The organism is Gordonia sp. YY1 (assembly GCF_009872315.1).
Taxonomy (GTDB): Bacteria; Actinomycetota; Actinomycetes; order Mycobacteriales; family Mycobacteriaceae; genus Gordonia; species Gordonia amicalis.
Map to the genome: position 1 here is coordinate 85,520 of NZ_WXYI01000001.1, position 17,160 is coordinate 102,679.

The 17,160-nt window shown below is 66.8% G+C and carries 19 protein-coding genes; 9 read left to right on the forward strand and 10 right to left on the reverse strand.

The genetic code is table 11. The annotated features are described in order from the left end of the window. Positions 1-45 precede the first annotated feature (45 nt). From BPODLACK_RS00395 to BPODLACK_RS00415, 5 genes are all read left to right on the forward strand, one after another. Positions 46-516: a hypothetical protein gene (locus BPODLACK_RS00395; RefSeq protein WP_024500115.1), complete on the forward strand. Its 471-nt coding sequence runs from the start codon at positions 46-48 to the stop codon at positions 514-516. A 65-nt stretch (positions 517-581) separates the two neighbouring features. Further along, complete coding sequence (locus BPODLACK_RS00400) at positions 582-1,511, forward strand: enoyl-CoA hydratase (protein WP_024500116.1); 930 nt, start codon at positions 582-584, stop codon at positions 1,509-1,511. A 1-nt stretch (position 1,512) separates the two neighbouring features. Further along, the gene (locus BPODLACK_RS00405) at positions 1,513-2,679 is read left to right on the forward strand and encodes an acyl-CoA dehydrogenase family protein (RefSeq protein ID WP_159404468.1); all 1,167 of its coding nucleotides are present in this window, start codon (positions 1,513-1,515) and stop codon (positions 2,677-2,679) included. A 6-nt stretch (positions 2,680-2,685) separates the two neighbouring features. Then, positions 2,686-3,654, forward strand: a complete 969-nt coding sequence (locus BPODLACK_RS00410; RefSeq protein ID WP_024500118.1) for an acyl-CoA dehydrogenase family protein — start codon at positions 2,686-2,688, stop codon at positions 3,652-3,654. Next, positions 3,651-4,745 carry an acyl-CoA dehydrogenase family protein gene (locus BPODLACK_RS00415; protein ID WP_159404469.1) on the forward strand — a complete coding sequence of 365 codons (1,095 nt, stop codon included), beginning with the start codon at positions 3,651-3,653 and terminating at the stop codon, positions 4,743-4,745. Before BPODLACK_RS00410 ends, BPODLACK_RS00415 begins: the two co-directional genes overlap by 4 nt. A 6-nt stretch (positions 4,746-4,751) precedes the next feature. Here BPODLACK_RS00415 and BPODLACK_RS00420 read toward each other — a convergent pair whose 3' ends face one another. From BPODLACK_RS00420 to hsaA, 7 genes are all read right to left on the reverse strand, one after another. Further along, on the reverse strand, positions 4,752-5,378 hold the full coding sequence (locus BPODLACK_RS00420) for a TMEM175 family protein (RefSeq protein WP_159404470.1): 627 nt from the start codon (positions 5,376-5,378) through the stop codon (positions 4,752-4,754). 62 nt (positions 5,379-5,440) lie between these two features. Next, entirely contained in the window at positions 5,441-6,583 is a 1,143-nt protein-coding gene (locus BPODLACK_RS00425) for a sulfotransferase family protein (RefSeq protein ID WP_159404471.1), read from the reverse strand. Further along, a complete protein-coding gene (locus BPODLACK_RS00430) occupies positions 6,576-7,367 on the reverse strand; it encodes an SDR family oxidoreductase (protein ID WP_159404472.1) in 792 nt (263 codons plus the stop codon). Before BPODLACK_RS00430 ends, BPODLACK_RS00425 begins: the two co-directional genes overlap by 8 nt. Continuing rightward, the gene (locus BPODLACK_RS00435) at positions 7,364-8,560 is read right to left on the reverse strand and encodes a hypothetical protein (RefSeq protein ID WP_159404473.1); all 1,197 of its coding nucleotides are present in this window, start codon (positions 8,558-8,560) and stop codon (positions 7,364-7,366) included. The genes BPODLACK_RS00430 and BPODLACK_RS00435 overlap by 4 nt, the downstream gene beginning before the upstream one ends. Continuing rightward, a complete protein-coding gene (gene hsaB, locus BPODLACK_RS00440; RefSeq protein WP_159404474.1) occupies positions 8,557-9,129 on the reverse strand; it encodes a 3-hydroxy-9,10-secoandrosta-1,3,5(10)-triene-9,17-dione monooxygenase reductase subunit in 573 nt (190 codons plus the stop codon). The genes BPODLACK_RS00435 and hsaB overlap by 4 nt, the downstream gene beginning before the upstream one ends. 1 nt (position 9,130) lies before the next feature. Then, positions 9,131-10,042, reverse strand: a complete 912-nt coding sequence (gene hsaC / locus BPODLACK_RS00445; protein ID WP_006435736.1) for an iron-dependent extradiol dioxygenase HsaC — start codon at positions 10,040-10,042, stop codon at positions 9,131-9,133. Positions 10,043-10,129: 87 nt separating this feature from the next. Next, entirely contained in the window at positions 10,130-11,314 is a 1,185-nt protein-coding gene (hsaA, locus tag BPODLACK_RS00450; protein ID WP_159404475.1) for a 3-hydroxy-9,10-secoandrosta-1,3,5(10)-triene-9,17-dione monooxygenase oxygenase subunit, read from the reverse strand. Between the two features lie 225 nt (positions 11,315-11,539). On the opposite strand from hsaA, the gene BPODLACK_RS00455 reads away from it, so the two are divergent. The 3 genes from BPODLACK_RS00455 (at position 11,540) to BPODLACK_RS00465 (ending at position 13,814) form a co-directional block, all read left to right on the forward strand. Continuing rightward, the gene (locus BPODLACK_RS00455; protein WP_159404476.1) at positions 11,540-12,751 is read left to right on the forward strand and encodes a Rieske 2Fe-2S domain-containing protein; all 1,212 of its coding nucleotides are present in this window, start codon (positions 11,540-11,542) and stop codon (positions 12,749-12,751) included. A 2-nt stretch (positions 12,752-12,753) separates the two neighbouring features. Beyond that, the gene (locus tag BPODLACK_RS00460) at positions 12,754-13,149 is read left to right on the forward strand and encodes a hypothetical protein (protein WP_006435739.1); all 396 of its coding nucleotides are present in this window, start codon (positions 12,754-12,756) and stop codon (positions 13,147-13,149) included. A gap of 128 nt (positions 13,150-13,277) precedes the next feature. Continuing rightward, positions 13,278-13,814, forward strand: a complete 537-nt coding sequence (locus tag BPODLACK_RS00465) for a C40 family peptidase (protein WP_159404477.1) — start codon at positions 13,278-13,280, stop codon at positions 13,812-13,814. On the opposite strand, the gene BPODLACK_RS00470 is transcribed toward BPODLACK_RS00465, so the two are convergent. Continuing rightward, on the reverse strand, positions 13,789-14,355 hold the full coding sequence (locus BPODLACK_RS00470) for a hypothetical protein (protein ID WP_159404478.1): 567 nt from the start codon (positions 14,353-14,355) through the stop codon (positions 13,789-13,791). The two genes, BPODLACK_RS00465 and BPODLACK_RS00470, sit on opposite strands and share 26 nt — an antisense overlap. 391 nt (positions 14,356-14,746) lie before the next feature. Between BPODLACK_RS00470 and BPODLACK_RS00475 the strand changes: the two genes are divergently transcribed. Then, complete coding sequence (locus BPODLACK_RS00475) at positions 14,747-15,541, forward strand: VOC family protein (RefSeq protein ID WP_159404479.1); 795 nt, start codon at positions 14,747-14,749, stop codon at positions 15,539-15,541. 45 nt (positions 15,542-15,586) lie between these two features. On the opposite strand, the gene BPODLACK_RS00480 is transcribed toward BPODLACK_RS00475, so the two are convergent. Beyond that, on the reverse strand, positions 15,587-15,808 hold the full coding sequence (locus BPODLACK_RS00480) for a hypothetical protein (protein ID WP_159404480.1): 222 nt from the start codon (positions 15,806-15,808) through the stop codon (positions 15,587-15,589). Positions 15,809-15,996: 188 nt separating this feature from the next. Next, entirely contained in the window at positions 15,997-17,094 is a 1,098-nt protein-coding gene (locus BPODLACK_RS00485) for a TDT family transporter (protein ID WP_159404481.1), read from the reverse strand. Positions 17,095-17,160: the final 66 nt, after the last annotated feature.

Sequence of the window (17,160 nt, forward strand, 5' to 3'; positions counted from 1 at the left end):
CCGGATCGAACGACCGGCCGCAGACGACACGCGAGGAGACCGAACATGGCAAGGACGAAGACGCTCACCAGGTTGTCCGCGACAGCCCTGGCGCTGGCCGCCGCCGCGGGCCTCGGGCTCGCCGGCACGGGCGAGGCCGCGGCGTCCCGCGAGTTCCCGGTCTCCACCTGCATCGGACCCAGTCCGAACATCGTCGATCTCCCGTTCATGGTCCGACGCGCCATCGTCGGCACCTACGCCGGGAACGCCTACATCGCGGCCGACTTCCCGAGCTACTTCCCCGGTGGCTACCAGTCGTCGTTGCGCATGGACTGGCACAACCCGTCCGCCGGCAAGCACGGGACGAAGCTCAGCAACACCCAGGTCCGCCCGCCCTACCAGGGGGTCCACAACTTCGTCATCCCGGTGTCGCAGATCGGCAAGGGACGCGTCAACGTCACGTTCAGCGCGGTGAACCGCAACGCACTGTGGAGCGTGCCGTCGACCAGTTGCAGCGGGACCATCGTCATTCCCTGACGCCGTGGGTGCATCGCGGCATCCCCCACTACCAACCAAGCACTTGCTAGGTTACGCTCGTGGACATGAGTGATGCCGCCATCCCGCCCGCACTCGGACCCGATGACCTCGGCCCGGACACCACTCCGGTCGCCTATGAGGTCGGCGGTCCCGAAGGTGCCGTCGCGTACGTGACCCTGAATCGTCCCGAGTACCGCAACGCACAGAACTCGGTCATGACGTATTCGCTCGACGCCGCCTTCCGCAAGGCCGTCGAGGACACGGCCGTGAAGGTGATCGTCCTGCGTGCCAACGGCAAACACTTCTCGGCCGGGCACGACATCGGCACCCCCGAGCGCGACTTCGACACCTACTACGAGAACGCCGCCGTGCTCCACTGGGATCACACCGACAAGACCGGTGCCGATCAGCGTCTCGCCCGCGAGATGGAGGTGTACATGGGGATGTGCCGCCGCTGGCGCGACATCCCCAAGCCCCTCATCGCCCAGGTCCACGGGGCGTGCATAGCAGGTGGCCTGATGCTGGCCTGGATCTGTGATTTCATCGTCGCCTCCGACGACGCGTTCTTCTCCGATCCGGTTGCGCGCATGGGTATCCCGGGCGTCGAGTACTTCGCTCACGCCTACGCTCTCGGCACCCGCCGCGCGAAGGAGATCCTCTTCACCGGTGAGCGCTTCACCGCCACGCAGGCCGCCGACTGGGGCATGGTCAATCACGTGACGCCGCGGGATCAGCTCGAGGCCAAGGTGAACGAGATCGCCGAGAAGGCCGTCGCGATGCCGATGCAGGGCCTGTTCCTCAGCAAGAAGGCCGTCAACATCTGCGAGGACCAGATGGGACTGCGCAATTCGATGGACTCGGTCTTCGGCTGGCACCACTTCGCACACTCGGCCAATGCCGAGGCGTCGGGCGGTGACTCGCTCGGCGGGATGGACGCCAAGTCGATGAAGGCCGCGGGATCGACGGCGAACGCGGCGTCGGGATCGGGTAGCTGACATGGACCTTCTGTTCGACGACACGGCCCAGCAGTTCCGGTCCGAGGTCCGCGCCTGGCTGACCGAACACGTTCCGCGCGAACCGCTTCCGTCCATGGACACCGCGGAGGGGTTCGAAGCCCACCGCGAATGGGAACGCACGATGGCAGCCGACCGCATGTCGGTCGTCAGCTGGCCCGAGGAATTCGGCGGCCGCGACGCCCCCCTCCTCCACTGGGTGATCTTCGAGGAAGAGTACTACCGGTCGGGTGCGCCCGGCCGGGTCAGCCAGAACGGCATCTTCCTCCTCGCCCCGACGCTCTTCGAACACGCGAATCCCGCTCAGCTGGAACGCATCATGCCGCGCATGGCCCGCGCCGACGACATCTGGGGCCAGGCGTGGAGCGAACCGGAGGCGGGCAGCGACCTCGCTTCGCTCCGGTCGACGGCGGTGCGCACCGACGGCGGCTGGCTGCTGAACGGCCAGAAGACGTGGAGTTCCCGGTCGAGTTTCGCCGACCGCGCCTTCGGCCTGTTCCGCACCGACAAGGAGGCCCAGCGGCACAAGGGTCTCACCTACTTCATGTTCGACCTGCGTGCCGAGGGCGTCACGGTCCGACCGATCGCGCAGCTCGACGGCGAGGCCGGTTTCGCAGAACTGTTCCTGGAGAACGTCTTCGTGCCCGACGACCCGGCGAACCCAGGCGAGTCCGGCGTCATCGGCGAGGTGGACAACGGCTGGCGGGTGGCGATGAGCACCGCGGCCAACGAACGCGGACTCTCGTTGCGTGCTCCCGGTCGTTTCCTCGCCACCACCGACCGCCTCGTCGAACTGTGGCGGTCGAAGCGGGACGAGGTGCCCTCGACGGCCAACACCGACGCGCGGGTCGCCGACGCCTGGATCGGGGCGCGGGCCTACGAGCTGTCGACCTGGCACACCGTCAGCCGCCTGTCCGCCGGTGGACAACTCGGCATGGAGTCCTCGATCAACAAGGTCTTCTGGTCGCAGTGGGACATCGCCGCCCACGAGACCGCCCTCGACCTGCAGGGACCGGACGCCGAACTCGACGACGCCTGGATGGACGGTTACCTGTTCTCCCTGTCCGGCCCGATCTACGCCGGCACCAACGAGATCCAACGCAATGTCATCGCCGAGCGACTCCTCGGCCTTCCTCGTGGAGATCGCTGATACCCCATGGACTTCCAACTCTCCGACATCCACTCGGACCTCGCCGCCACCGTCGACGCCATGCTCGGCAAGGCGGACATGCCCGCCGCGGCGCGCGCCTGGGCGGCCGGTGACCGCAAGGCGGTCACCAAGGTCTACTCACAGCTCGCCGACGCCGGGATCAGCGGCCTGCTCATCGACGAAGCCCACGGCGGCAGCAGCGCCGGCGCCGTCGAGATGGTCGTCGCGGTGGAGCAGCTCGGACGCCATTGCGCACCCGGTCCTATCGTGGAAAGCGTTGCCGTCCTCCCGATCCTGCTGCGTGACGCGGACGTGACCGGACCGCTCAACGGTCTCGCCGAGGGCCGGCTGGCGACCTGCGCCATCGCCCCGCTGCAACCGCTCGCGCCCGACGTCGAGTCCGCCGACGTCTACGTCGTCTCCGACGGTGTCCTCTCGACGGCCACCGTGCTGAGCACCGAGCCGTCCGTGGACACCACCCGCACGCTGTCGCGGGTCGCACCGGACAAGACCCTGGCGTCGGGGGTCGACCCGTCGGACGCCGTCGACGCGGGGGCACTGGCCACCGCGGCCGAACTCCTCGGTCTCGGTCAGGCGATGCTCGGCCTCGCGAGCGAGTATGCACAGTCCCGCAAGCAGTTCGGCCGGCCGATCGGCTCCTTCCAGGCGGTGAAGCACCACCTGGCCGATGTCGCCATCGCCCTCGAGATGGCCCGTCCCCTGGTCCATGCCGCGGCACTGGGAATCGACGGTCAGGTACCCGAGGAAACGAATGTGTCGCGGGATGTGTCGGCGGCGAAGGTCGCGGCCGCCGACGCCGCCCACCTGTCGGCCCGGCGCTCCCTTCAGGTACTCGGGGCGATCGGTTACACCGCCGAACACGACATCTCCCTGTACATCACCAAGACGCGAGCACTCCTGTCCGCCTGGGGTTCGCCCGCCGTCCATCGTCGACGCATCCTGGAGACACTGTGACCGCCGCCCTGTCGATCTCGGCCGAGGAACGCGAAGCGCTGGCCGAAGCCGTCCGTGATCTGCTCCGTCGCCGGGGAGACTCCGGGGCGGTCCGGACCGCGATGGCCTCGGCCGAACGCATCGACGCCGGACTGTGGCAGACGCTGTGCACCGAGATCGGTGTGGCGGCGCTTCCCATACCGGAGGACGCCGGCGGTGCCGGGGCGTCGTGGATCGAACTGGCCGCCGTGCTGGAGGAACTCGGTGCGGCGCTCAGTCCGGTGCCCGCCTTCGGGTCGTCGGTGCTGGCGACCGGCGCGATCCTGTTGGCGCAGGACGACGACATCGCGTCACACCTCCTTCCCGCACTGGCCTCAGGTGAGCAGACGGCCGCGTTGTGCTGGGCCGGTGAACGCGGATGGAACACCCCGGGCGTGCACGCCGACGCCGGATTGCTGTCGGGCACCGCGCACTTCGTCGTCGATGCCGAATCCGCGGACACGCTCCTCGTGCTGGCGTCGGGACCGGGTGAGCACGTCACCCTCCATTCCGTCGCGGCTGATGCCGCCGGTGTCACGGTGTCGCCGTTGACTCTTCTCGATCCGACGCGCGCGTTGTCCTCGGTGCGGTTCGACGAGGTCGCGTCCACCGTGATCCCGACGCCGTCGGACCTGGCCGACAGTCTGCGGACGCTCGGTTGGGCGTTGCTCTCGGCCGAGCAGGTCGGCGGCGCCCAGCGCGCGCTCGACCTCACCGTCGAGTACACCAAGTCCCGCAAGCAGTTCGGACGCACCATCGGCTCGTTCCAGGCGCTCAAGCACCGCATGGCCGACATGTACGTGCTCGTCGAGACCGCACGCTCCATCTCACGCGCAGCGGTGGCCGCGGTCGCCGTCGAGGATCCTGACGCGGCGGAACTCGCACTCGCCGCTCACGTGTACTGCTCGGATGCCTACCGGCGTATTGCCGGCGAGGCCATCCAGTTGCACGGCGGCATCGGCATCACCTGGGAGCACGACATCCAGCTGTACTTCAAGCGCGCCCAGGCGTCGTCACAACTGCTGGGTGCGCCGCACACCGCGGTCGCCGAGGCGGCAGCGGGCCTTCGGTAACGGCTCTCAGTCGGGGTTGCGCACGCGCGACAGCAACCTCTCGATGGGGTCGGTGAGGACGAGCAACAGGAGCGGCCAGTTCCCGCTCTTCGGGTACACGAGCGCGATGGCCAATGCGATCGCGAGCGCCAGCAGGGTTCCCCAGCCACCCGACGACCTCGTCCAGCGATCGGTGGCCTCGTCGTCGACGAGCAGATCCCGATGGCGGTGCCCCCACTGCCCGATCCCGACGAGCGCGGCCACCGAGATCGCGAGTACGCCGATGTAGAGCACGGTCGCCCACTCCACCCGGCTGTCGTCGACCATCGCCGTGGCGAACGGCAGGACCACGATGGTGAGCAGCCAGACGAAGGTGAGGTTGACCAGAACCCGGTCGTAGGCGCGGAAGTACTCCATCGTCTGATGGTGTTGGCGCCAGAGGATCCAGATGACCACGAAGCTGACGAAGAAGCTCGTCAGCTCGAGGGAGTGATCCGACACCACCTCGCCGATCGAGGTCTCCTCCGGCAGGTCATTCGCGATGTCGACCAACGGGAGCACCAGCAGCGTCAGCGCGATTGCCACCACCGCGTCCGCGAACGCGATCAGCCGGCTCAGACCTTCTTCCGACTTCCGACTCTCCGGTGCGGCCATGGGTTGCACTGTAGATCGGGTCCGGTCTCCCGCGCGCGGCATTCGCCCGCGGGAACGGTCCGCTACTCGCCGAACGCCGCCTCGACCATCGCCTCGTCGAGCCCGTAGTCGGCGAGCTGGTAGCGGTGCTGCGGTTTCCGGGCCCCGGCTTTGCTCTCCTCGTCGAGTGCGGTCACCGCGACGCGGGCCGCGTCGGACATGGGGGTGTCGAGAGCCGCGTAGACGCGTTCGACGGTGCCCATCGGGTCCGAGCGGAGGTCGGCGAAGTCAATGTCGAGGAACTGTGCGGGATCGTATTTCGCACGGGCGCGGGAGAACTCACGCAGCCCCCGTGACCACAGTTCGAGCTGGTCGCGGCCGATCTGGTCGCCGATGAAGGTCGTCGACCAGCCGGGGGTGGCGTGCTCGGCGAGACTGCACATCGACGCGATGATGGTGCTGGGCGCGCGATGGGTCTGGATCACCAGCGCATCCGGGTAGGCGGCCATCAGTGCGTCGAGCGCGAACAGGTGGCTCGGGTTCTTGAGCACCCACCGCTTGCCCGGGTCGTTGAGGCCGATCAGCTGCAGGTTCTTGCGATGGCGCAGGTACGCCGGCGTCCAGTCCTGCTGGGCGAGCCAGCGCGAGTAGGTCGGGATGTGGGCGAGCGACTCGTAGGAGATCGAGGTGACGCTCTGCCGCAAGAGCTGCCAGCATTCCTCGACCTCGCCCGCGTCCATGTAGTGCAGGCCCATGAACTCCGGGTTCTCGACGTGGTGCTGCTCGAAACCGGCCTGGATCTGTTGGTACACGGGGTTGTCGGCCCACGTGTCGCGGGGAGGCCGCGGCTGCGGGAACTCCGCGAGCCACATCTCGAGCCCCTGGTGATCCGGGTCCGCGGCCAGGAGCCGGTGCAGGGCAGTCGTTCCCGTACGCGGGAGGCCGGTCACGAAGATCGGCCGGGTGATCTCGACGTCGGCGTGTTCCGGGTTCGCCTTCCACGACGCCTCGCTCAGCAGGCGTGCGACGAGCGCCCCCTTCAGGAAGAAGCGGAACATCTTGCTGCCCAGCTCGGTGAGGCCGGCCTCGGAACGGTAGGAGTCGAGCAGGATCCCCAGCGGCTCGAGGTAATCGGTGTCGCCGAAGTCCTCGAGACCGGTCGCACGGGTGGCCGACGCGTGCAGGTCTTCGATGGTCCCGACGTCGGTCCGCTGCGCACTAGTCATGGTATTCACCGCAATTCACGTCCAGGGTGTGCCCGGTGATCGCCCGCGCCATCGGCGAGGCGAGAAACACAACGGCATCGGCGATCTCGTCCGGCTCGGGCAGTCGTTTGAGATCGGATTTCGACGCGGTTTGCTCGTAGACCTGCTCGGGGGTGATCCCGTACTTCTTGGCAACCTCGCCGAAGTACCACTTGAGCTGGTCGTCCCAGATGTAGCCCGGCGCCACCGAATTGATGCGAACACCCCGCTCCCCCAGCTCCGACGCCAGCGTCTGCGACATGGCGAGCAGGGCCGACTTGGCGATCTTGTAGCTGCCGTACCGCGGTTCCGAGTGCCGGATGACCATCGAGTTGATGTTCACGATCGACCCGTCCGACTCGGCGAGCGCATCGGTGAACGACTTGATCACCCGCAGCGTCCCGACGACCGTCACCTCGATGCTGTTGGTGATCTGGTCGAAGTCCGTGCGGCCCAGCGGTTTCATCGACGGCAGGGCGAAAGCGTTGTTGACCAGGACGTCCGCCCGGCCGAACTCGGCGAGCGTGGTGGCCACCAGGTTGTCGACGGCGGTGTCGTCGGTGATGTCGGTGGGAACGACGAGGCTCGTGCCTCCCGCGGCATCGATCTCCGCGGCGACCTCTTTCAACCGTGATTCGGTACGTGCGGCGAGCACCACACGCGCACCCTCGGCCGCGGCGCGATGACAGATCGAACGCCCCAGCCCCGGACCCACACCCGAGACGACGACCACCTTGCCGTCGAGAAGGCCCGCTCCAGCACTCATCCCAGCATCCTCTCGGCAAATGCGCGTTGCCGTGCCGCGATCCGCTCGGACCATCCGGCCTGATCGATCTTGTTGTGTTCGAGGTGCGGCAGGTGCGCGGCCACCTCGTCGATGCCGACGACCGTCGCGCTCGGTCCGAGCTCCGGTCCGATCGGCGAGTCGCTGCGCTGCCAGCGGAACTGGAGGATGCCCTGCTGACGGCCGGTCGTCTCGATCCAGTTGGCGACACCGGGATCGCGGTGGGACACGACCATCCGGATCACGCCGTCCGGATCGACCTGCGCCTGTGCGGAATTGAGGCTCGTCTGGTGGTTGACGTAGTCGAGCGAGATGTACCACATACTGCCGAGCTGGAATCCCTGATAGGGCGCATCGGATTTCGGGATGGAGATCACCATCGCCTCGTCGGGACCCAACCGGTAGTGGCCCACCGACGAGAACTGAGTGCTCAACCCGCCCGGGGTCTGGCGGGGCGGCGTGAAGGTGTTGACCGGTTCGTCGAGGTAGAACCACTTGGGAAAATTGAACCAGGTGTTGATGCGAGCGGTCAGCATCTTTCCCGCGGTCGCGTACCGGCGTGCGACGCGGGCGAGATCGGCCTCTTCCGGCGCGGTCCCGACCGTGTCGACACGTTCGATCGTGATCGAGCCCTTGCGCTCGGTCCAGTCGGAATACACTTCGCGGACCGCCAGCATCGACGCCCCCTCACCGAGGGCGAAATAGTTGTCGGGCGGGTCGGGAATCACCGGACCGAAGGTCAGCTCGAACGTGCCGTCGTCGGCGATGGTCAGGCGACGGTCGTCGAAGGCGTCCTCCCCGCCGGGCACCGCGGACGGCGTGTAGTCGCCGCGCAGGACCTGGAAGCTGAGATCGGTTGTGGTACCCCGACGTCCGCGGACCAGATAGGTTCCGGTCGGCTCGACATCCGCGTGGTAATAGAGCGTGTCCGGGTTGTCCAAGCCCATCTTGGTCGACGGTCCGGTCGAGGTCACGAAGTTCGGATGCGACAGGGACCGGCCGCGGACCAGCTGGATGATCGCGGCGATGCTGCCCGCGAGGTAATCGTAGCCCTCGGCGAGATCCTGCTCCGTCTCCGCGAACTCCGCGGAGGCGATCAGTCTCTCGGCCTCGGCGATCGAATCGGTGAGGGGTTTCGTGATGTCCTTCGGTACTGCGATCTCTCGCGAGCTCATAGCCAGGTGTCTCCGCCCGTCCACGTGAGGAAGTTCTCGAGTTCGGCCTGAGCCGGTGTCACCCGCGGATGCTCTGTCGACAGGTAGCCGCCCCGGTAGAAGAGCAACGGCTTGTCCTGCAACACCTCTCCGAGCGTGAGCGCACGGCCGATGACGATGTGGTGATCGCCGCCGTCGGTCACCCGTTCGACGTCGCACTCGACCCAGGTCAGTCCATGCCGGATGACCGGCAGACCGGCCGGTGACGGGTCCCAGATGATGTTGGCGAACTTGTCGTCACCCGGGGCGCCGAAGGCCGCGCTCACGTCCTGCTGCCGGTTGGACAGCACGTTGACGCAGAACTTGCCGGTTCGTTCGATGACCTTCCAGCTCCGCGAGGTCTTCATCGGGCAGAACAGCACGAGTGGCGGGTCGAGGGACAGCGCAGCGAAGGACTGGCAGGCGAACCCGACCGGTTTGCCGTCGTCGTCGAGTGTCGTGATGACCGTGACACCGGTGCAGAACTGCCCCATCGCGGTACGGAACTGCCGGGAGTCGAACTCCGCCGACCCGTATGGCGTGTGGGCCATGTCAGTTCTTGAACCCGACGCTGAAGTCATGCCCCCAGAGACTGACCGCGGTGCTCTCGCGTGCGATCCACTCGTCGTCGTTGACCGTTCTTCCCTCGCAACCGAACTCGACGTCGAAACCGCCCGGCGTCTTCATGTAGAAGGAGAGCATCAGGTCGTTGACGTGCCGGCCGAGCGTCGCCGACATCGGCACCTTCTTGCGCAATGCGCGGTCGAGGCAGAGCCCCACGTCGTCGGAGTTCTCGACCTCCACCATCAGGTGGACGATGCCGGTGCTGTTGGGGATCGGCAGGAACGCCAAGGAGTGATGACGCGGGTTACAGCCGAGGAAGCGCAGCCACGGCACCTCGTCGCCCTCTTCGCGTCCGACGACCTGCGGGGGCAGGCGCATCGAGTCGCGGAGCTTGAATCCCAATACGTCTCGGTAGAACTCGAGAGCCGCCTTGTCGTCCTCACAGGTGAGGACGACGTGGCCGAGCCCCTGCTCCTCGGTGACGAAACGGTGGCCGTACGGGCTGACGATGCGACGGTGCTCGAGCGCGGCCCCGTGGAACACCTCGAGGGTGTTGCCGGCGGGATCGTCGAACACGATCATCTCGGCGACGCGACGATCGGCGATCTCCTCGTCCTTGCCTTCGCGGAAGACGACGTGCGCAGCGGCCAGTCGGTCGCGGACCTCCTGTAGCGCAGCGGCATTCGCGACCTCCCAACCTGCACAGGACAGGCGGTCGTGTTCGGCGGGCACGATGACCAGGCGCGCGGGGAAATCGTCCATCCGCAGGTAGAGCGCGCCCTCGGTGAGTCCCGAGCCCTCGATCATGCCGAGGACCTTGAGACCATAGGTGCGCCACGCCTCGACGTCGGTCGCCTCGATCCTCATGTATCCCAATGAACGGATCGGACTGTCACTCATCTTCACTCCTTTTGCTCCCTGAGGAGCGAGCTTGCGAGCGCTTCCCGCTCCCTGAGGAGCGAGCTTGCGAGCGTCTCGAAGGGTCACCTAGACCATCGTGTCGCCGATGGGAATCCCGAACTCGCCGTTGCCGTATGCGACGTAGGCGCGTTCCGGGTCATTGGCGGCGTGCACGCGGCCGGCGTGGGCGTCGCGCCAGAAGCGCTGGATCGGGGTCCCGTTCTCCAGCGCATGGGCGCCCGAGTTCTCGAAGAGACGGTCGATGGCGGAGATCGCCCGACCGGTGGCGCGCACCTGGTCGCGACGGGCCGACAGACGCAGTTCCATCGGGATCTCCTCACCGGCGAGGATCAGGTCGTATTCGGCCTGCAGGTTGCCCGACAGCTGTCGCCATGCGGCGTCGATGTCGCTGGCGGCCTCGGCGATCCGGACCTTGGCGAACGGATCGTCCTTGGCCTTCTCCCCGGCGTAGGCGGCGCGGACACGCTTGCCCTGATGTTCGACGTGAGCATGGTAGGCGCCGTAGGCCATACCGACGATCGGCGTCGCGATGGTACTCGGATGGATTGTGCCCCAGGGCATCTTGTATACCGGCGCGGTGTTCTGCTCGAGGCCCGGGCTCTGCCCCATCGACATCGTGCGCATGCTGAGCATGCGGTGGCGGGGCACGAAGACGTCCTTGACCTCGATGGTGTTGGACCCGGTGCCGCGCAGACCGACGACGTTCCACACGTCCTTGATCGTGTAGTCCTCGCGCGGGATCAGGAAGCTGACGAAGTCGACCGGCTTGCCGTTCTTGATGACCGGACCGCCGACGAACACCCAGTCGGCGGTGTCGCAGCCCGACGACCAGGCCCACGACCCGTTGACCTTGTAGCCGCCGTCGACGACCTCACCCATACCCATCGGCGCGTACGACGACGAGATGCGGACGTTGGTGTCCTTGCCCCAGACATCTTCCTGCGCCTGCTGGTCGAAGAGCGCCAGGTGCCAGTTGTGGATGCCGATGATGCCCGACACCCAACCCGTCGACCCGCATGCCGAGGCGATGCGTCGCACGGCCTCGTAGAAGGTCACCGGATCGACCTGGTATCCACCCCACTGCTCGGGCTGCATCAGCCTGAAGAAGCCGGCCGTCTCGAGGCTGGACACGGTCTCGTCGGGGATTCGACGCAGATCCTCGGTGGCCTGTGCACGCTGTTCGATCTCCGGGAGCAGTGCGTTGATCTTCTCCAGGACCTGCTCGGCGGCTTCGCTCCGTTGTGCTGGCATCTCGCCTGCTCCTACCTGTCTCTCCCTCGGCCGGACGCACCGGCCGCTTACTCTTCGAGTTTGAGATTAGAACACGTTCTCATTTCTGTCGAGCACCGGGACTTTATGCCCATGTGCAGCACCTATCGCCGATCTGGGGGACGATCCGTCCAAAGTTTTTGAAACGTGTTCTAGTATTGGGAGCAGAGGTTCGATGCGACACCAGTCACAGACAGGAGAGGGCATATGTCATCTGCACCCGACACCGAGGTGGGTATCCGGGAGATCGACACCGGCGCGCCGCCCACCCGGTTCGCCCGCGGGTGGCATTGTCTGGGCCTGAAGAGCGAGTACGACGACGGCAAACCCCACTCCGTCCAGGTCTTCGGCACCAAACTCGTCGTATGGGTCGACACCAAGGGCGAGCTGAACATCCTCGACGCATTCTGCCGTCACATGGGCGGTGACCTCTCGCAGGGCAAGCTGTCCGGCGACAACGTCGCGTGCCCGTTCCACGGTTGGCTGTGGAAGGGTAACGGCCGCTGCGCCGGCGTGCCGTATGCCAAGCGCAACCCCAAGCTGGCCAAGACCCGGTCGTGGCCGTCGATGGTCCGCAACGGTCAGGTCTTCGTCTACAACGACCCCGAGGGCAACCCGCCGCCGGACGAGGTCATCATCCCCGAGCTGGCCGAGTTCGGCTCCGAGGAGTGGACCGACTGGACGTGGAACCGGATCGTCATCGAGGGCTCCAACTGCCGCGAGATCATCGACAACGTCGTCGACATGGCGCACTTCTACTACGTGCATTTCGCTTTGCCGGACTATTTCAAGAATGTCTTCGAGGGCGAGATCGCCGCCCAGTACATGAATTCGCATGGGCGCCCTGATGTCACGCTCGGCACCAACTACGGCGACAGCCGACTCGAATCGATCGCCGCCTATTACGGACCGTCTTACATGCTGAACCCGATGGTCCAGTACTACGGCGGTTACGCCGTCGAGACGATTCTGACGAATTGCCATTATCCGATCGACGAGAACTCTTTCGTCCTGATGTACGGCGTGATGGCGAAGGTTCCCGAGGGACTCACCGCCGAGCAGGCGACGAAGATGGCGACCAAGATCAGCTCCGGCGTCGAGGTCGGCTTCCTGCAGGATGTGGAGATCTGGAAGAACAAGACCCGCATCGACAACCCGCTCCTCGTCGAGGAAGACGGCCCGGTGTATCAGCTCCGACGCTGGTACGAGCAGTTCTACGTCGACAAGGCCGACATCACCGATGAGATGACCGGCCGGTTCGAGTACGAGATCGACACCTCGAAGGCGCTCGAGAGCTGGAACGCCGAGATCCAGGAGAACCTCCGGCGTCAGGAAGCCGAGAAGGCCGAGTCCGACAAGGCAGGGAACGAGACATCGCCGGACGGCGCCGCGGACTCCTCGGAGAAGGCGCAGGTCTGACGATGACCCGGGCCGCAGCACGAGCACACTGGGCCAAGGCGCCTGATTTCGGCGACGATCCCGACCGGGCGGCCCGGGTCCATGCGGCAACACAGCGCGATCGCGAGCACTACCTGCAGGGCGGCATGCGCGAGATCGAATGCCGCGCCTGCCACGCGTGCGTGCTGGTCAAGAAAACCAGCTCGTTTCACACGAGCGTGCAGTGGAACGCCGACGCCCGGAGTCGATGCCTCGGCCTCGAACAGATGCGTGCCGGCGGCGACGACGGGAACGGACCTCTGCTCCCGGGTGCGATGATGCCGACCTGCGTCCGATTGTCGGCGAGTATCGATCACGGCGTCGCAGAGGGAATCATTCCCGCCGAATCGCCTACGACCGATCCCGACGGATATTGGTGACATGCCATTGTGAGCCTCGTGTGGAACATTGATTAACACCGACCCCACGCATCACAACGGTCACACCTTCATCACACGTCGAGAACTATCGGCGACACGCGGGCATCCGGTCGGCCAATCTGATCATCATGTCCGATTTGCGAACCCGCTGTACGCGGGTCACCTGTGCTGTTGCTCTTTCCGCCGCGTTGGCTGTCGCGGCACCGTTCGCCGGCTCGCCGTTCGCTGATGCCGGAAAGGCCGCGGCAGCGGGGTCCAGTTCCGGCTCCAGCGATTCGACGGGATCGGTGCCGATCTACCTCCCCGTGCCCACCCCCACCGGCTTGACCGCGCTCGCCGCGTCGATGACCCAGATCGGCAAGCCGTACCGCTGGGGTGGCACCGGACCGCACTCCTGGGACTGCTCCGGACTGGTGCAGTGGGCGTTCTACACCGCAGGCGTCAAACTGCCCCGGACCAGCCAGCAACAGGCGAGGGTCGGCAACGCGATCCCGTTCAACGCCCTTGCCCCCGGCGACATCATCATCTTCGGCCGCGACGCCGGACACGTCGGCATCTACGCCGGCGGCGGCCGCCTGTTCAACGCCTACACCACCGGCAAACCCATCGGCTTCACCAAGGTCAAGGACATGGGACCCATCAAGACGATTCGTCGTTTCGGCTGACCCGGTCGGCATCAGGCGACCGTCCGGGCCACACCGAGGTCACCACCGCGAACCCCACGACGACGAACAAGAGCACCGCGACCACCACGGTGCCGATCAGTCCGTAACCGGGCTGCATCGTCGGGAGTTCGAGGTCGAGGGCCTCGGTGACCCGGTCGGAGAACAGGTGCGCGGCCGGATCACCCAACGTCCGGATCCCGACGGCCGCGGCGATGACCGAGGCCAGGCCGATCACACCGATCGCCGCCGGACGGAGACGTGCGCGCCACCACCCCAACGCGGCGACCACTGCGATGACCGCACCGAGGACGACCACGCTCAGACCGGGCCGGTCGGTGTCGTCCTCGAAGAAGAAGGCCACGTCCTCATCGCTCGCCCCCGGGACGGTCACCCGTCCGAGCCCGGTGATGGACGGTTGCACGCCCTCGTCGGTGCTTCCCCACTCCACCTGTGCGAACAGCACCAGGAGGAGTCCACCGACGAGGGCGGCAGGCCACACCAGAACGCGAAGTCTGGCGACGATGCCCGATTCTGTCGTCATGCCACCCAGGTTGCCATCTCCCCCGACCCGGCGATCGAGTAGGCGAGGGACCTCGATACGCGGCCGGCAGAGGAGCGCCACCCCCGCTGATTGAGCCGGCACCGAGCGACCTCGATACGCGGCGTCCTCGCTGCGCTCGGTCGGCGCTACTCGGCCGGCAGAGGAGCGCCACCCCCGCTGATTGAGTAGGCGAGGAGGTGCGACGAGCCGTTCCCCCGCTGATTGAGCCGGCACCGAGCGCAGCGAGGAGCCGTGTCGAAATCACGCCCCGGTATCGATCTCCCGTCAGCGCCCGAACCCGCTGTCGCAGCGATGAGTTTGCGCGACGCTGAGAGTCTCCACCTCAGTCGTTCAACAACACTCCGCATGACAAACGAAGGGACACGAGAACATGGCCGAGTACGCAGCCCCGTCCGGGGCGCCGATCTGGTTCGACCTCATGAGCAGCGACACCGAGAAGGCCGAACAGTTCTACGGTGAGATCTTCGGGTGGGAGACCGAGGAACCCACCGAGGAGTTCGGCGGATATCGGAACTTCACCAAGAACGGGAAGCCGGTCGCCGGATTGAGTCCTGCGATGGAGGAGGCCGGACCGCCGAACATCTGGTCGGTGTACCTGCACACCGAGGACGCGAACGCCACCGCGAACGCCGTCGAACAGGCCGGCGGCAGCATCATGGTCCCACCGATGCCGGTCGGCGAGGAGGGCACGATGATGGTGGCGACCGATTCCGCCGGAGCGGTCATCGGCTTCTGGCAACCGAAGCAGCACAAGGGATATTCCGAGTTCGGTGATCACGGCACCCCCTACTGGTTCGAGTGCCAGTCCAAGGATTACGCCAAGTCGCTCGACTTCTATCGCACCGTGCTCGGGGCGCGGATCGAGGAGGTCGGCACCGGCGGCGACCCCGACGCCGTGGGCCCCGACCATTACGGGCAGATCTTCTACGGCGAGGAGTCCTACGCGGGGATCATGGACGCCTCCACGCTCTTTCCCGACGAGGTGCCGTCGTTCTGGCAGATCTACATCACCGTCGACGACGTGGCGGCGACGGTCAAGCAGGTCGAATCCCTCGGCGGTGAGATCCTGATGCCCGGTGAGGACACTCCGTACGGGACGCTCGCGGCCATCAAGGACCCACTGGGCGCGCTGATCTGCTTGGGACACCCGCCGGCCGGGATGTGACACGGCGCGATCGGTAGAGGTGATGCGCGTCTGTGCGTGTGTTCTCTACCGATCGCCCGGCGGGTATTCGTCGGAGTCGTCGGGGCCGACATCGGTGGCTTGTTCCACGACGTCCGCGACGTTGGCTTCCAGGGCGATGTCCGGCCCTTCGGACTCGGACTCGGAGTCGGCGGGAGCCTCCTCGTCGGCGGGCTCGGCCGGCATCGTCTGCTCGACGACGTCGGCGTCGTTCGCTTCTCCTTCGGTCCACGGTTGTACGGCTGCCATGGGGACTCCTTCCGGTAGCTGGGTGCTCGGCACAGGTGTGTCCGGGCGCGACCTTCCGGTGGTGCGTCTCCGATGATCCTGTCGTACCCGGCAGGCGTCAACCGTCCTCGCAACGTCAACCCGCCTCGCAACGTCAACCCGCCTCGCAACGTCAACCCGCCTCGCAACACAGCGCCCGGATCGCGGGACTATGCCGGCAGGCGGAGGAGTTCGCCGGAGACGACGCCTCGGGCGGTCCGGGCGGCGACGACGAACCAGGCGGCCACCAGCACCGAGAACCCGGCGATCGCCGCGATCTCGAACACCGTCCAGCCCAGGGTGAGCAGCAGCGCGGAAGAGCCGGTCACGTAGGTACCCACCGGGAAGGTGAACGACCACCAGGTCATCGCGAACGGCATCCCCGCGCGCGCCGTGCGGACGGTGATCCGGGTGGCGACACCGATCCACGCCGTTGCCGCCACCCAGACGGCCAGACCGTAAGCGACCGCGAACTCGTGCATGGCACCCGCGACCGGTGCGGGCACTGCGTGCTGCGCCGCGTGCGCGAGCAGGCAGGCCGCCGTGACCGACTGCCCGAGCGGGCCCAGCACGATCCACCAGGTCGGCACCATGTGTGCGGCGCCGTGGTCCCCGGTGCGGAACCGCCGGAGGAGCGTGACCAGGATGGGCGTGGCGGCGAGCACCGCCAGACCGAACATCGCGCATCCGACGCCGAGTACCAGGTCCCGCGTCCACCCGGGGTCGAGCTGACCCGACAGGATCGCCGCGGCCGACGCCGACACCATCGGCGGCACGACCGGCATCAACCAGCCGCCGAAGGCGTCGTCGACGCCGGCGCGACCGAGGATCAGGTGGCGATACGGGATGACCAGCGCGGTGACCACGCCGCCGGCCGTGCCGACGATCCAGCACACGACGTCGACGCCGAGGGCGAGGTCCCGGCCGACGATCCCGGCGCCCACCACGAGGGTGCTGGTCCCCACGGTCATGATCGCCATCGGCACCGCTCCGTAGAAATGCGCGACGATGTGGTGCTCGTGGTGGCCGCGAGCGATGTCCGGGTCGGCTCTCCAGTGGCCGATCGTGGCCGCGACCACGCTTCCGAAGACGATGCCGGCCAGCAGCCAGAACCCGACGGCCACGGCACTCAGACCGGCCGGCTGCCACGGGAGACCGTGCGCGGCGATCGCGATGACCCCCGTACCCATCACGGCCGCGAACCAGTTGGGCGGGAACCAGGTGGTCCGGACGGGTGCGCCGGTCGCCGACGCGGTCATCGTGATCATGTCCACCACGATCCCGGCGATGCCCGACGGCCGGTAGCACCCGAATCGTTGACAGGGTACAAACCT

Bases quoted from the DNA above. Each gene is read 5' to 3' on its own strand.
- BPODLACK_RS00395 (WP_024500115.1), top strand. From the start codon at position 46: ATGGCAAGGACGAAGACGCTCACCAGGTTGTCCGCGACAGCCCTGGCG.
- BPODLACK_RS00405 (WP_159404468.1), top strand. From the start codon at position 1,513: ATGGACCTTCTGTTCGACGACACGGCCCAGCAGTTCCGGTCCGAGGTC.
- BPODLACK_RS00425 (WP_159404471.1), bottom strand. From the start codon at position 6,583: ATGACTAGTGCGCAGCGGACCGACGTCGGGACCATCGAAGACCTGCAC.
- BPODLACK_RS00430 (WP_159404472.1), bottom strand. From the start codon at position 7,367: ATGAGTGCTGGAGCGGGCCTTCTCGACGGCAAGGTGGTCGTCGTCTCG.
- BPODLACK_RS00410 (WP_024500118.1), top strand. From the start codon at position 2,686: ATGGACTTCCAACTCTCCGACATCCACTCGGACCTCGCCGCCACCGTC.
- BPODLACK_RS00480 (WP_159404480.1), bottom strand. From the start codon at position 15,808: ATGGCAGCCGTACAACCGTGGACCGAAGGAGAAGCGAACGACGCCGAC.
- BPODLACK_RS00400 (WP_024500116.1), top strand. From the start codon at position 582: ATGAGTGATGCCGCCATCCCGCCCGCACTCGGACCCGATGACCTCGGC.
- BPODLACK_RS00475 (WP_159404479.1), top strand. From the start codon at position 14,747: ATGGCCGAGTACGCAGCCCCGTCCGGGGCGCCGATCTGGTTCGACCTC.
- hsaC (WP_006435736.1), bottom strand. From the start codon at position 10,042: ATGAGTGACAGTCCGATCCGTTCATTGGGATACATGAGGATCGAGGCG.
- BPODLACK_RS00460 (WP_006435739.1), top strand. From the start codon at position 12,754: ATGACCCGGGCCGCAGCACGAGCACACTGGGCCAAGGCGCCTGATTTC.
- BPODLACK_RS00465 (WP_159404477.1), top strand. From the start codon at position 13,278: ATGTCCGATTTGCGAACCCGCTGTACGCGGGTCACCTGTGCTGTTGCT.
- BPODLACK_RS00470 (WP_159404478.1), bottom strand. From the start codon at position 14,355: ATGACGACAGAATCGGGCATCGTCGCCAGACTTCGCGTTCTGGTGTGG.
- hsaB (WP_159404474.1), bottom strand. From the start codon at position 9,129: ATGGCCCACACGCCATACGGGTCGGCGGAGTTCGACTCCCGGCAGTTC.
- BPODLACK_RS00435 (WP_159404473.1), bottom strand. From the start codon at position 8,560: ATGAGCTCGCGAGAGATCGCAGTACCGAAGGACATCACGAAACCCCTC.
- BPODLACK_RS00420 (WP_159404470.1), bottom strand. From the start codon at position 5,378: ATGGCCGCACCGGAGAGTCGGAAGTCGGAAGAAGGTCTGAGCCGGCTG.
- hsaA (WP_159404475.1), bottom strand. From the start codon at position 11,314: ATGCCAGCACAACGGAGCGAAGCCGCCGAGCAGGTCCTGGAGAAGATC.
- BPODLACK_RS00455 (WP_159404476.1), top strand. From the start codon at position 11,540: ATGTCATCTGCACCCGACACCGAGGTGGGTATCCGGGAGATCGACACC.
- BPODLACK_RS00485 (WP_159404481.1), bottom strand. From the start codon at position 17,094: ATGATCACGATGACCGCGTCGGCGACCGGCGCACCCGTCCGGACCACC.